This window comes from Enterobacter cloacae complex sp. FDA-CDC-AR_0164 (assembly GCF_003071645.1).
Taxonomy (GTDB): domain Bacteria; phylum Pseudomonadota; class Gammaproteobacteria; order Enterobacterales; family Enterobacteriaceae; genus Enterobacter; species Enterobacter ludwigii.
The window spans coordinates 47,711-60,584 of sequence record NZ_CP028950.1; the positions used below are offsets into that span (position 1 = coordinate 47,711).

Consider the following 12,874-nt stretch of genomic DNA (forward strand, 5'->3'; position numbering starts at 1 on the left):
ACTGAATTCTATTCAGCAAAAAACGCATTACTGATTTTTTTAATCAGCGGCCTCCTTTTGCTGTTTTCCGGCATATTATCGATTTCTTTTCTGCAAGAAATCGAGGGACTGTTATTACCTAAAATAAAGAGAGAAAGATGAAAAGTTTAAAAATTGCAGCCAGCCGCGCCTGCCCTGATTGCTTTACCACTCACCGTGAACTGGTGGATATCAACGCCACGGATTATATTGATGTTGCCGCCATTGTTCTGGCCGTCAGCGATATTTTCACTGGTCGTATAGAAGAAATAGAAGCAACCGGATTTGGCATTCCTGTTTTTGTCGCGACGCATAAAGAAGAAATTATCCCGGCAGAGTATTTATCGCGGATCCACGGCGTATTCGAAGCATCAGACACCAGCAACGACTTCCACGGACGCCAACTGGAAGCGGCCGCGCAGAAGTATGAAACCCAACTGCGGCCGCCTTTTTTCCGGGCTCTGGTTGACTATGTCAAACAGGGTAACAGCGCCTTCGACTGTCCGGGTCACCAGGGCGGGCAATTCTTCCGCCGTCACCCTGCCGGCAATCAGTTTGTCGATTTCTTTGGCGAAACCCTTTTCCGCTCAGACCTGTGCAACGCCGACGTGGCGATGGGCGATCTGCTGATCCACGAAGGGGCACCCTGCATTGCGCAGCAGCATGCGGCGAAAGTCTTTAATGCCGATAAAACCTACTTCGTGCTGAACGGAACCTCATCGTCCAACAAAGTGGTGCTCAACGCCCTTCTCACTCCGGGCGACCTGGTCCTGTTCGATCGCAACAACCATAAATCCAACCATCACGGGGCACTTCTTCAGGCGGGCGCAACGCCGGTCTATCTGGAAACCGCACGTAACCCGTACGGCTTTATTGGCGGCATCGACGCCCACTGCTTCGAGGAGAATTATCTGCGTGAGCTGGTGTCCGAAGTGGCGCCGGGCCGTGCCCGCGACGCGCGTCCGTTCCGCCTGGCGGTGATCCAGCTGGGTACCTACGATGGCACCATCTATAACGCTCGCCAGGTCGTGGATAACATTGGCCATCTGTGCGACTACATCCTGTTTGACTCTGCCTGGGTGGGTTACGAGCAGTTTATTCCGATGATGGCCGATTGCTCTCCGCTGCTGCTGGAGCTGAATGAAAACGATCCGGGGATCCTGGTCACCCAGTCAGTCCATAAACAGCAGGCCGGTTTCTCGCAGACCTCGCAAATCCACAAGAAGGACAGCCACATCAAAGGCCAGCAGCGCTATGTTCCGCATAAGCGGCTGAATAATGCCTTCATGATGCACGCGTCCACCAGCCCGTTCTATCCGCTGTTTGCTGCACTGGATATCAACGCCCGCATGCATGAGGGCCAGAGCGGCCGCAACATGTGGATGGACTGCGTGGTGACCGGTATCGAAGCCCGTAAGCTGATCCTGCAGAACTGCCAGTATCTTCGCCCGTTCGTGCCGGAACTGGTTGATGGCCGTCCGTGGGAAAGCTGGGACACCGCTGAGATTGCCACGGACCTGCGCTTCTTCCACTTCGTGCCCGGTGAACACTGGCACGCCTTCGAAGGCTATGCCGAACATCAGTATTTTATCGACCCATGCAAACTGCTGCTGACCACGCCGGGTATTAACGCCCGGACCGGTGAGTACAAGGATTTCGGCGTCCCCGCCACTATTCTCGCCAACTTCCTGCGTGAAAACGGCATCGTGCCGGAAAAATGCGATCTCAACTCCATCCTGTTCCTGCTCACGCCTGCCGAGGATATGGGCAAACTGCAGCAACTGGTCGCGCAACTGGTGCGCTTCGAAAAACTGCTCGAGACGGATGCCCCCCTCAAAGAGGTGCTGCCTTCTGTCTGTAAACAGTATCCGGAGCGCTATGCAGATTACACCCTGCGCCAGATTTGCCAGGAAATGCATGAGCTGTACGCCCGCCACAACGTGAAGCAGCTGCAAAAAGAGATGTTCCGCAAGTCTCACTTCCCGCGCGTCATGATGAACCCGCAAGAGGCGAACTATGCCTACCTGCGGGGTGAGGTCGAGCTGGTCTCGCTGCGCGATGCGGAAGGTCGCATTGCCGCCGAAGGTGCCCTTCCTTATCCACCGGGGGTGTTGTGCGTTGTGCCGGGTGAAGTCTGGGGCGGTTCCGTGCTGCGCTACTTTGCTGCGCTGGAAGAGGGTATCAACCTTTTACCGGGCTTCGCGCCGGAACTGCAGGGTGTTTACGTTGAGGAGTGTGACGGTCGTAAGCAGGTTCGTTGTAACGTCATCAAACACGCTGCCGCTCAGCCATCGCTGCTGAAAGGAGAAAAATTATGAGCAAGTCCAATAAAATGGGCGTGGTGCAGCTGACCATTCTCACCATGGTAAACATGATGGGGTCCGGGATCATCATGCTGCCCACCAAGCTTGCGGAAGTAGGAACCATTTCGATTATCTCCTGGATGGTGACCGCAGTGGGGTCAATGGCACTGGCCTGGGCATTCGCCAAGTGCGGTATGTTCAGCCGCAAGCCCGGGGGGATGGGCGGCTACGCCGAGTATGCCTTTGGCAAATCCGGTAACTTCATGGCCAACTACACCTACGGCGTTTCTTTGCTGATCGCTAACGTGGCGATTGCCATTTCCGCCGTGGGTTACGGTACGGAGCTGTTCGGTGTGGCGCTGACCCCGGTGCAAATCGGGCTGGCGACCATCGGCGTGCTGTGGATCTGCACCGTGGCTAACTTTGGCGGCGCGCGCATTACCGGACAGATCAGCAGTATTACCGTCTGGGGGGTCATTATCCCGGTGGTTGGGCTGTGCATCATCGGCTGGTTCTGGTTTAGCCCCACGCTGTACGTCAACTCCTGGAACCCACACCATGTTCCGTTCTTCACCGCAGTGGGCTCTTCCATCGCCATGACGCTGTGGGCCTTCCTGGGGCTGGAATCTGCGTGTGCTAACGCCGAAGTGGTGGAAAACCCGGAGAAGAACGTACCGATTGCCGTGCTTGGCGGTACGCTGGGCGCAGCAGCCATTTACATTGTCTCAACCAACGTGATTGCAGGGATTGTACCGAACATGGATCTTGCCAGTTCGACGGCACCGTTCGGTCTGGCCTTTGCGCAGATGTTTACGCCGGGTGTCGGGAAAGTGATCATGGGGCTGATGGTGATGTCCTGCTGCGGCTCGCTCCTCGGCTGGCAGTTCACCATTGCTCAGGTCTTTAAATCATCCGCTGACGAAGGGTATTTCCCGAAAATCTTCTCCCGGGTCAGCAAAGCAGAGGCACCGGTTCAGGGCATGCTGGCGATTGTTATCTTCCAGAGTGGGTTATCTTTGATGACCATCAGCCCGTCGCTGAACAGCCAGTTCAACGTGCTGGTCAACCTGGCGGTAGTGACCAATATCATTCCATATATTCTGTCGATGGCGGCGCTGGTCATCATTCAGAAGGTGGCGAAGGTGGACGCAGGCAAAGCGAGGGTGGCGAATATTGTGGCGCTGATTGGGGCAATTTACAGCTTCTATGCGCTCTACTCTTCCGGCCAGGAAGCCATGCTGTATGGTGCGATGGTGACCTTTATGGGCTGGACGCTGTACGGTCTGGTATCACCGCGGTTTGAATTGAAAAATAAACACAGTTAATGCAAAAGCAAAACGGCAACCCTGGGGTTGCCGTTTTGACTGCATCGTGAGGGCATCAGCCCACCGCGATTTACGCGTTTTTCAGCACTTCGCTGACAATCTCTACCGCTTCTTTCTCAATCAGCTTACGGTGTTCGTCGCCGAGGAAGCTTTCACAATAGATTTTGTACGCATCTTCCGTACCGGATGGACGCGCGGCAAACCAGCCGTTTTCGGTCATCACTTTCAGACCACCGATAGAGGCACCGTTACCCGGGGCAGCCGTCAGACGGGCCGTGATAGGGTCACCGGCCAGCGTGCTGGCACTGACCATTTCTGGAGAGAGTTTAGACAGCGCCGCTTTCTGCGCGGAGGTCGCGCCAGCCTGAATACGGTTATAGCTTGGCGCGCCAAAGCGTGCCGCCAGCTCGTTATAGTGTTCCTGCGGATTTTTACCGGTGACAGCCGTGATTTCCGCCGCCAGCAGGCACATGATGATCCCGTCTTTATCGGTAGACCATGGCGTGCCGTCGAAACGCAGGAAGGATGCGCCCGCGCTCTCTTCACCGCCAAAACCGAAGCTGCCGTCGTGCAGGCCGTCAACAAACCATTTGAAGCCTACCGGTACTTCCACCAGCTTACGGCCCAGCGCCTCAACCACGCGGTCAATCATCGCCGAGGAGACCAGCGTTTTACCTACAGCCACCTCTTTGCCCCACTGCGGACGATGCTGGAACAGGTAGTTGATGGCAACCGCAAGATAATGGTTCGGGTTCATCAGCCCTGCCGGGGTGACAATACCGTGGCGGTCATAATCCGGGTCGTTGGCAAACGCCAGGTCAAATTTATCACGCAGCGCCAGCAGGCCCGCCATCGCACACTCGGAAGAGCAGTCCATACGGATTGCGCCGTCTTTATCCAGGTGCATAAAGCGGAAGGTCTGATCAACGTGATCGTTAACGATGGTCAGGTTCAGCTTGTAATGCTCTGCGATGCGTTTCCAGTATTCGATACCGGAGCCGCCGAGAGGGTCAACGCCCAGCTTCAGACCGGCTTTCTGGATGGCCGCCATATCGACGATATCCGCCAGACCTTCCACAAATGGCTGTACCAGATCCTGCTCTTTCACATGGCCGGATGCCATGGCCGCATCCAGAGAGAGGCGTTTCACCCCTTTCAGGCCATCCGCCAGCAGCGCATTGGCACGATCTTCAACCACTTTCGTGACGTTCGTGTCTGCCGGTCCACCGTTAGGCGGGTTGTATTTGATCCCACCGTCTTCCGGCGGGTTGTGTGATGGAGTGATCACAATCCCGTCAGCCAGCGCGCCGCCTTTTTTGTTGTGGACAAGGATCGCGTTAGAGACCGCAGGGGTCGGCGTGAAGCCGTTATTTTCCTGAACAATGACGTCAACGCCATTCGCCGTCAGCACTTCCAGCACAGAAATGAACGCCGGTTCAGACAGAGCATGGGTATCTTTTCCCACATAGCACGGACCGGTAACGCCGTTTTTAGCGCGCTCTTCCGCGATGGCCTGAGCAATAGCCAGAATGTGCGGTTCGTTAAAGCTATGGCGCGCCGCGCTACCGCGGTGGCCAGATGTACCAAACTTCACTGCGTGTTCTGCGTTGCCCACGACCGGTTTCAGCACGTAATACTGCGCGGTCAGCTGAGCGACGTTAATCAAATCGCTTTGTTGTGCAGGTTGGCCTGCACGGCTGTGATTTGCCATTACCGGGTCCTTCTGATGCAAGGGTTAAATTGTACCGCAAACCTTTTCAATCAATTCCGCCGGGAACTGCATGGACTGCATGATGTGTTCAACCATGCTGCACTTGCGGCCCGTATTGGTATTGGTGATGACCCAGTACGGTGTGCCCGGGACATGTTTAGGTTTGGTTTGGTTGCCATTTTGCAGCAGCGTTTGCTCGTCGCCTGCGAAATAGACGCGGGTACGACCGTGCAGCGACTCGGTCGCTTCAGCAAACGCTTTGTTATCCAGTGAATAGAGTGTAGACAGCACCAGCATGAAGCGGTTAACCGCTTTTTTCTGCTCGGCGTACTCATCAGAGAGCAGCAACTCGCGCATCGCACGTACTTTGTCTTTCACTTGCGCGACGGCAGGTTTTGCTTGTGCAACAACGTTTTGTTGAGACACGACATCTTTAGTGACTGGGGTAGCAGGCTGTGAGGCGGCGGAAATTTTAAGCATGCGCCGTAAAATGTCGGACGCACTCTCCCCGATATGCCGCGTCTGGCTGGCAATATACTGATAGAGTTCGTCATCAACTTCGATTGTTTTCATCTTAATCCAGTGCGATATCTTATCTGAATACAAGTCGTTGGGATTATAAAGTTAAATTCCAACAGCGGATAGCGTCAAACCAGGTTGGCGGCAAAAGTCAGATTAAACTGGAACCTTGCAGCCGGGCGGCAGAATGGTCAACATGATACCCTAACCTGACATACGTAAAAAAAGAACTTTGCCATGAAATTGAATACCCGAGCGCAAACTGCACAATCGCCGAACAATAATTCTCCCATCGTACTGGTTCACGGGCTTTTTGGCAGCCTGGATAACCTGGGGGTGCTGGCGCGCGATCTGGTTACCGATCACGATATTTTGCAGGTCGATATGCGAAATCACGGTCTTTCCGGGCGTTCAGAAGAGATGACCTACGCGGCAATGGCCCAGGATCTGCTCGATACGCTTGATGCCAACCATCTTCAGAAGGTGACGCTCATCGGGCATTCTATGGGCGGCAAGGCGGTAATGGCCCTGACGGCGCTGGCACCGGACAGAATCAACGGTCTGGTCGTGATCGACGTTGCCCCGGTGGATTACGACGTGCGCCGTCATGACGACATTTTTGCTGCCATCAATGCGGTGACAGAGGCTGGGGTTTCAACCCGCCAACAGGCCACAGCCGTCATGCGCGAACATCTTAATGAAGAAGGCGTTATTCAGTTTCTTCTGAAGTCGTTTGTCGACGGCCAGTGGCGTTTCAACGTGCCGGTACTCTGGGCGCAGTACAACAACATCGTCGGCTGGGATACGGTGCCCGCCTGGCAACACCCTACCCACTTTATTCGCGGCGGTAACTCCCCTTATGTCACCGATGCCTACCGCGACACCTTGCTGGCGCAATTCCCGCAGGCCCGCGCCCATGTCATCGCCGGTGCCGGACACTGGGTTCACGCGGAAAAACCTGACGCCGTGTTACGCGCCATCCGTCGCTATCTCTCTGATACTGCGAATTGATTAAAAAGAGAGCGACTGGAAGGTTGCGGGCTTCCAGTCGTTGGCGTGCCGTTTTTGGTGATGTATGATGGCGCGCTCATCGCCCGGGCAATAGCAGGGCGGCTTGTTTCCCCCGAAGTCTCAGAATCATGGCCAAAGAACAAACGGACCGTACGACACTAGATCTGTTCGCGAATGAGCGTCGACCGGGACGACCGAAAACGAATCCGCTTTCGCGCGATGAACAGCTGCGTATTAATAAACGCAACCAGCTTAAACGCGATAAAAATCGTGGGCTTAAGCGTGTCGAACTGAAGCTCAATGCCGACGCCGTCGATGCGCTTAACGAACTGGCTGAAGCGCGTAATATCAGCCGTAGCGAGCTCATTGAAGAGATGTTGATCGCCCAGCTTGAGACGTTGCGCCGCCAGGCATAAGTCTGAAAATCCCCTTTCTTACCCTTTTCATGTAGCACAGAGTGCAGTCCTGCGCGATAGCTGTTTCCGCGGGGTTGCCAGTTCTGCTATTATTGCCCTTATCCGTGGACAAATTGCGCCACCATACCATTAAGTTTCAAGAGGTTATTTTACTCATGGCAATCATCGGCATTTTCTTCGGCAGTGATACCGGCAATACCGAAAATATCGCAAAAAACATTCAAAAACAGCTCGGTAAAGACGTTGCCGATGTGCATGACATCGCCAAGAGCAGCAAAGAAGATCTCGAAGGCTATGACATCCTGTTGCTGGGTATCCCAACCTGGTACTACGGTGAAGCCCAGTGTGACTGGGATGATTTCTTCCCGACGCTGGAAGAAGTGGACTTCAACGGCAAGCTGGTCGCCCTGTTTGGCTGCGGCGATCAGGAAGACTACGCTGAGTACTTCTGTGACGCGCTGGGCACTATCCGCGATATCATTGAACCGAATGGTGCAGTTATCGTAGGCCACTGGCCGACTGCCGGTTACCACTTCGAAGCGTCTAAAGGCCTGGCCGATGACGACCACTTCGTGGGTCTGGCGATCGACGAAGACCGTCAGCCAGAACTGACCGCAGAGCGCGTTGAGAAGTGGGTGAAGCAGATCCGCGAAGAACTGCACCTGGACGATATTCTTAACGCCTGATTGTTAGTGTGGCGCAACCCCGGTTGCGCCCAGGAACCAGGTCAAACGATTAAATTAATCGCTACAATCTTTTAACTTTTTCGCCCAGACCTGTACAATGTCTCCCAGGTAAAATGGGGTGCCATTGAGCAAGTTTGTCGGTGATACCACGTTTTTATAAGCATACTTTGCCTGAGACTTGCAGTTTTCATTTAGCCATGGCAGTTCTATAATGAGACGCATTATTCCAGGTGCATTTTCTGTCACTTCCTCCAGAAGTGAATCGTTTAGCAACAGGACAGATTCCGCATGACTGACAACAATACCGCATTAAAGAAGGCTGGCCTGAAAGTTACGCTTCCTCGGTTAAAAATCCTTGAAGTGCTTCAGGGTCCAGACAATCACCATGTCAGTGCGGAAGACCTTTACAAGCGTCTTATCGACATGGGTGAAGAGATTGGGCTGGCAACCGTCTATCGCGTGCTGAACCAGTTTGATGACGCGGGCATTGTTACCCGTCATAATTTCGAAGGCGGTAAATCTGTATTCGAACTGACCCAGCAGCAGCACCACGATCACCTGATCTGCCTGGATTGTGGCAAGGTCATTGAATTTAGCGATGATTCCATCGAAGCACGTCAGCGTGAAATCGCTGCTCGTCATGGTATCCGCCTGACCAACCATAGCCTGTATCTGTATGGTCACTGTGCTGAAGGTGATTGCCGCGAAGACGATCACGCACACGACGCCAAATAAGTCGAACTTTCATACTCTGAGCCAGCCGCAAGGTTGGCTTTTTTTTGCCTGTCACCCGGCGAAAAAAAGCCCGGTAAGCACAGCGCCACCGGGCCTTAACACGCTTAATTAATTTCCGTTGTTACTGCGTATTTCCTTCCAGATCTGGTCGCAACGCTTCGCCACTTCCTGATCGTTACCGGTTTTACGCGCCTGAATACAGGCCTGATAGTCCATCACGCGAACATTTTCCTGCGTCGCAAACTGCTCATGCGCCTTCTCTTTCTTCAGCACATTCAGCACGCTCTGGCAGGCTTCAATTTTCTCCGGTGAGCCTTCAGCGGTGTTAATGCAGGCGCTGTAAGCCTCCTTCAGGCGAGAATCTTCTTTCGGTGCCGGGTCCTGGGCGCAAGCCACCAGCCCCGAGGCCAGCAACGCGACGATTACCATTTTTTTCATCATGTGCAGTCTCCATTCCGGCGGGACGGAACCCGCCGGAGCGTTCATCAGAAGATAGTGAATGGTGCGATAACCATGAATTTCACGTCACGTTCATCCTGGAAGATGTTGCCGTAACCGCCCGCGTAGCTTGGAATATCAGAGTGGTTGTCATACTGCGTGAAGTGCAGCTTGAACATCGTGCCTTTCGCACGTCCATCCTGCACGGTATAGATGGCATCCAGGCTGTAAGAGGACTCTTTCAGACGGTAGTTCGGATCGTAGTACGCATCCGGTGTGGCCATGTCGCCCGGTTTGGCGTCCCAGGCATACGCGTAGGAGGCGCCCACCGCCCAGCCCGGCAGGTTCCAGTTTTTCAGGTCATACATTGCGCCGAAGAAGACCGCTTTTTCGCCGTCGGCGTTGAAGTCAGAGCGGTTATCCCACCAGATATCCAGACGACCGTTGGAAGATGCGTAAGTCGGGGTCATACGCTGCAGGAAGTAGCCCTGCTGCCCTTCCGCCTTCACCCATGTCCCTTCCAGACGCAAATCCACCTGACCCACTTTGTAGCCAAAGGTCAGCGCCTGCAGCCAGGCCGTGCCGTCATAAATATCGTTGACGCCACCATCGCTGACTTTGTCTCGCGTGCCGTAGAACTGGTAACTGGTACTCAACGGACTCCCTGCGATATCAAATTTGTAGCTGGCTTTGGCAAAGTACTGATCGATATAACCTTCAGCCTGACCAAAAGCGGCTTCTAACACGAGGTCGTTTTTAAAATCGTACTTTGCACCCAGCGAGTGAAGGTAATCCACTTTGGTCTTTTTATCGTTCTGGTAAAACTTATCCATTTCGATATGCCACGGGGCTTTGTATTCGTTGGTCCACATATAGGAGAAACTCAACGCACCCGCATCACCGTAGTCAAAGTTAGCGCCGGCTTCAGCGCCCTGGTAAGTACCAGGCATAAAACTCCAGTGTGGCGCTAACAGGGTTTGGCCAGTTGGCTGAATATATCCGCCGCGCGCCCAGACTGGACCATATTTGAATTTTGCAGCGGCTTTATACAGGCTGATACCGCTTTTATCGCCGGACCAGTCTTCTTTATAGGCCTTATTGCTGGACGAGAAGGCAATTTCGTTCGGGTGTCCGCTGTCGCCATTTTCCGCCATTTCAATTGCCGTGAATGCGGCAATATCCAGGCCGAACATATCGGCGGCATAGCCTGACTGGAAGTCGAGGTTGGCGTTCCAGGTAGAGTGAGAAAGGTTGGTTTTGTATTTGTCTTCGGTAACGTCTTTACGGTCACGTTCACGCTGCCAGTAATAAATACCGCCCGTGAGGGTAGAATCTTCGATGAAACCTGCTGCCTTAGCCTCTGGCGCAATCACCAGGCCTGACATTGCTGTCACACCGGCGATAGCCAGCGCCAGCGCACTACGTTTGCCACTGAACGTACGCATAGATTATTCCTCTTTGACGAATTAAAACGCCTGAACGGCGAAAAATATAAAAGACCAAAAGGTCAGGGGTAGTCAGAAATACCCTCGAATTAACTACCGCCTTTAGGTTATTTTTCGCGACGCGAATTATCAATGCTTTTCCGTGGGCAAAAGTCAGGATTATGACGAAGTGCACATAATTAGTAGTGCTTTGTAACATTTAGCGGGAGACGAGATTTGGCGGGGCAAGTCATTAAATTTAAGTCAGTAATTGTGTAAATTACTGGTTATTTTCAGGCCTTCACTATTTTCAGAAATATACAAATTTTTTTTAGAAAAATAAGTAGCACCACATTGACCTGAATATTGCGCAGACATTATTTTTGCTCGCGCTTAACGATATGATCATTCAATAAAAAAACGCCGCATTACGCGGCGTTTGTCTCTCATTGACCAGAGCAGCGTTATTATTCGCCGACTTTAGTCCAGGTATCACGCAGACCAACGGTACGGTTAAACACCGGTTTTTCCGAGGTACTGTGACGGCTGTCGAGGCAGAAGTAGCCTTCACGTTCGAACTGGAACGCTTTGCCCGCTTCAGCGGCTTTCAGAGACGGCTCAGCATACCCCTGCTTGATGACCAGAGATTCCGGGTTGATTGTCGCCAGGAAGTCTTCTGCTGCACCTGGGTTAGGCACGCTGAACAGACGATCGTACAGGCGAATTTCAACCGGCAGCGCATGTGTTGCACTTACCCAGTGGATCACGCCTTTCACTTTGCGGCCATCTGCCGGATCTTTGCTCAGGGTTTCAGCGTCGTAAGAGCAGAAGATGGTGGTGATATTCCCTTCTGCATCTTTCTCAACACGCTCAGCTTTGATCACGTATGCGTTACGCAGACGCACCTCTTTCCCCAGCACCAGACGCTTGTACTGCTTGTTCGCTTCTTCGCGGAAGTCAGCACGATCGATCCAGATTTCACCGCTGAACGGCACGTCACGGGTGCCCATTTCCGGTTTGTTCGGATGGTTAGGCATGGAGACCATTTCGCTCGCGCCTTGCGGGTAGTTTTCGATAACCAGTTTTACCGGATCGATGACGGCCATTGCGCGCTGCGCGTTGTCGTTCAGATCTTCACGGATGCAGGATTCCAGAGAGGCGATCTCAATGGTGTTATCCTGCTTGGTCACGCCGATGCGCTTACAGAACTCGCGAATAGACGCGGCAGTATAACCACGGCGACGCAGACCCGAGATGGTTGGCATACGCGGATCGTCCCAGCCCTCAACGTGCTTGTCGGTTACCAGCAGGTTCAGCTTACGCTTGGACATCACCGTGTATTCCAGATTCAGACGAGAGAATTCGTACTGACGCGGATGCACCGGGATCGTGATGTTATCCAGAACCCAGTCGTACAGACGGCGGTTATCCTGGAACTCCAGCGTACACAGGGAGTGCGTAATGCCTTCCAGCGCATCGCTGATGCAGTGGGTAAAGTCGTACATCGGGTAGATGCACCACTTGTTACCGGTCTGATGGTGTTCAGCGAACTTGATACGGTACAGAACCGGATCGCGCATCACGATGAACGGTGATGCCATGTCGATTTTGGCACGCAGGCAGGCTTTACCTTCCTCGAAGCCACCCGCACGCATTTTTTCAAACAGCGCCAGGTTCTCTTCAACGCTGCGATCGCGGAACGGGCTGTTTTTACCCGGCGCGGTCAGCGTGCCGCGGTATTCGCGGATCTCGTCAGCAGACAGCTCGTCGACATACGCCAGACCTTTATTGATAAGCTCGACCGCATAGGCGTACAGCTGATCAAAATAGTCAGAGGAGTAGCAGATATCGCCAGACCAGTTGAAGCCCAGCCATTGCACGTCATTCTTAATAGACTCAACGTATTCGATGTCTTCTTTTACTGGGTTGGTGTCATCGAAACGCAGGTTGCACTGTCCCTGGTAGTCTTGCGCGATGCCAAAGTTCAGGCAGATCGATTTTGCATGACCAATATGCAGGTAGCCGTTTGGCTCCGGCGGGAAACGGGTATGAACTGTGGTGTGCTTACCACTGGCCAGATCTTCATCGATGATCTGACGAATAAAGTTACTCGGGCGGGCTTCAGCCTCACTCATCGTGGATTCCTCAAAGCGTAAACAACGTATAACGGCATATGATCTTATAAGCCGGACGTAGTGACAACCCTTAAAACGTCTCTGAAGAAAATAATGGGGGCAATTGCTGCAAAAAAAAGCGGCGGAGGAAAACCCCCGCCGCTTAAGGCATGA

11 protein-coding genes are annotated in these 12,874 nt (G+C 53.3%); 6 read left to right on the forward strand and 5 right to left on the reverse strand.

Translation table 11 applies throughout. The features are described 5' to 3' along the window. The first annotated feature begins 137 nt into the window (after positions 1–137). Complete coding sequence (gene speF, locus AM410_RS00260; protein WP_073395758.1) at positions 138–2,336, forward strand: ornithine decarboxylase SpeF; 2,199 nt, start codon at positions 138–140, stop codon at positions 2,334–2,336. Then, entirely contained in the window at positions 2,333–3,646 is a 1,314-nt protein-coding gene (gene potE / locus AM410_RS00265) for a putrescine-ornithine antiporter (protein WP_014169152.1), read from the forward strand. The genes speF and potE overlap by 4 nt, the downstream gene beginning before the upstream one ends. A 70-nt stretch (positions 3,647–3,716) precedes the next feature. Here potE and pgm read toward each other — a convergent pair whose 3' ends face one another. Further along, on the reverse strand, positions 3,717–5,357 hold the full coding sequence (pgm, locus tag AM410_RS00270; RefSeq protein ID WP_020884976.1) for a phosphoglucomutase (alpha-D-glucose-1,6-bisphosphate-dependent): 1,641 nt from the start codon (positions 5,355–5,357) through the stop codon (positions 3,717–3,719). A 24-nt stretch (positions 5,358–5,381) separates the two neighbouring features. Then, the gene (gene seqA / locus AM410_RS00275) at positions 5,382–5,930 is read right to left on the reverse strand and encodes a replication initiation negative regulator SeqA (protein WP_020884977.1); all 549 of its coding nucleotides are present in this window, start codon (positions 5,928–5,930) and stop codon (positions 5,382–5,384) included. A gap of 183 nt (positions 5,931–6,113) precedes the next feature. Between seqA and ybfF the strand changes: the two genes are divergently transcribed. The 4 genes from ybfF to fur all read left to right on the forward strand — a co-directional run bounded on the left by ybfF (position 6,114) and on the right by fur (position 8,724). After that, on the forward strand, positions 6,114–6,887 hold the full coding sequence (gene ybfF, locus AM410_RS00280) for an esterase (protein WP_073395757.1): 774 nt from the start codon (positions 6,114–6,116) through the stop codon (positions 6,885–6,887). Between the two features lie 128 nt (positions 6,888–7,015). Next, positions 7,016–7,303: a LexA regulated protein gene (gene ybfE / locus AM410_RS00285; protein ID WP_014169148.1), complete on the forward strand. Its 288-nt coding sequence runs from the start codon at positions 7,016–7,018 to the stop codon at positions 7,301–7,303. Positions 7,304–7,458: 155 nt separating this feature from the next. Further along, entirely contained in the window at positions 7,459–7,989 is a 531-nt protein-coding gene (fldA, locus tag AM410_RS00290) for a flavodoxin FldA (protein ID WP_008501067.1), read from the forward strand. A gap of 288 nt (positions 7,990–8,277) precedes the next feature. Beyond that, on the forward strand, positions 8,278–8,724 hold the full coding sequence (gene fur / locus AM410_RS00295; RefSeq protein ID WP_014169146.1) for a ferric iron uptake transcriptional regulator: 447 nt from the start codon (positions 8,278–8,280) through the stop codon (positions 8,722–8,724). 108 nt (positions 8,725–8,832) lie between these two features. Here the strand turns inward: fur and chiQ are convergent, their stop codons facing one another. From chiQ to glnS, 3 genes are all read right to left on the reverse strand, one after another. Next, positions 8,833–9,162 carry a ChiQ/YbfN family lipoprotein gene (gene chiQ, locus AM410_RS00300; protein WP_025204664.1) on the reverse strand — a complete coding sequence of 110 codons (330 nt, stop codon included), beginning with the start codon at positions 9,160–9,162 and terminating at the stop codon, positions 8,833–8,835. Positions 9,163–9,209: 47 nt separating this feature from the next. Continuing rightward, on the reverse strand, positions 9,210–10,607 hold the full coding sequence (gene chiP, locus AM410_RS00305; protein WP_020884980.1) for a chitoporin ChiP: 1,398 nt from the start codon (positions 10,605–10,607) through the stop codon (positions 9,210–9,212). A gap of 446 nt (positions 10,608–11,053) precedes the next feature. Further along, on the reverse strand, positions 11,054–12,721 hold the full coding sequence (glnS, locus tag AM410_RS00310) for a glutamine--tRNA ligase (RefSeq protein WP_108647336.1): 1,668 nt from the start codon (positions 12,719–12,721) through the stop codon (positions 11,054–11,056). Positions 12,722–12,874: the final 153 nt, after the last annotated feature.

Excerpts from the sequence above, each read along its gene's own strand:
- ybfF (WP_073395757.1), top strand. The coding sequence starts at position 6,114 with ATGAAATTGAATACCCGAGCGCAAACTGCACAATCGCCGAACAATAAT.
- fur (WP_014169146.1), top strand. The coding sequence starts at position 8,278 with ATGACTGACAACAATACCGCATTAAAGAAGGCTGGCCTGAAAGTTACG.
- pgm (WP_020884976.1), bottom strand. The coding sequence starts at position 5,357 with ATGGCAAATCACAGCCGTGCAGGCCAACCTGCACAACAAAGCGATTTG.
- glnS (WP_108647336.1), bottom strand. The coding sequence starts at position 12,721 with ATGAGTGAGGCTGAAGCCCGCCCGAGTAACTTTATTCGTCAGATCATC.
- potE (WP_014169152.1), top strand. The coding sequence starts at position 2,333 with ATGAGCAAGTCCAATAAAATGGGCGTGGTGCAGCTGACCATTCTCACC.
- fldA (WP_008501067.1), top strand. The coding sequence starts at position 7,459 with ATGGCAATCATCGGCATTTTCTTCGGCAGTGATACCGGCAATACCGAA.
- ybfE (WP_014169148.1), top strand. The coding sequence starts at position 7,016 with ATGGCCAAAGAACAAACGGACCGTACGACACTAGATCTGTTCGCGAAT.
- chiQ (WP_025204664.1), bottom strand. The coding sequence starts at position 9,162 with ATGAAAAAAATGGTAATCGTCGCGTTGCTGGCCTCGGGGCTGGTGGCT.
- chiP (WP_020884980.1), bottom strand. The coding sequence starts at position 10,607 with ATGCGTACGTTCAGTGGCAAACGTAGTGCGCTGGCGCTGGCTATCGCC.
- speF (WP_073395758.1), top strand. The coding sequence starts at position 138 with ATGAAAAGTTTAAAAATTGCAGCCAGCCGCGCCTGCCCTGATTGCTTT.
- seqA (WP_020884977.1), bottom strand. The coding sequence starts at position 5,930 with ATGAAAACAATCGAAGTTGATGACGAACTCTATCAGTATATTGCCAGC.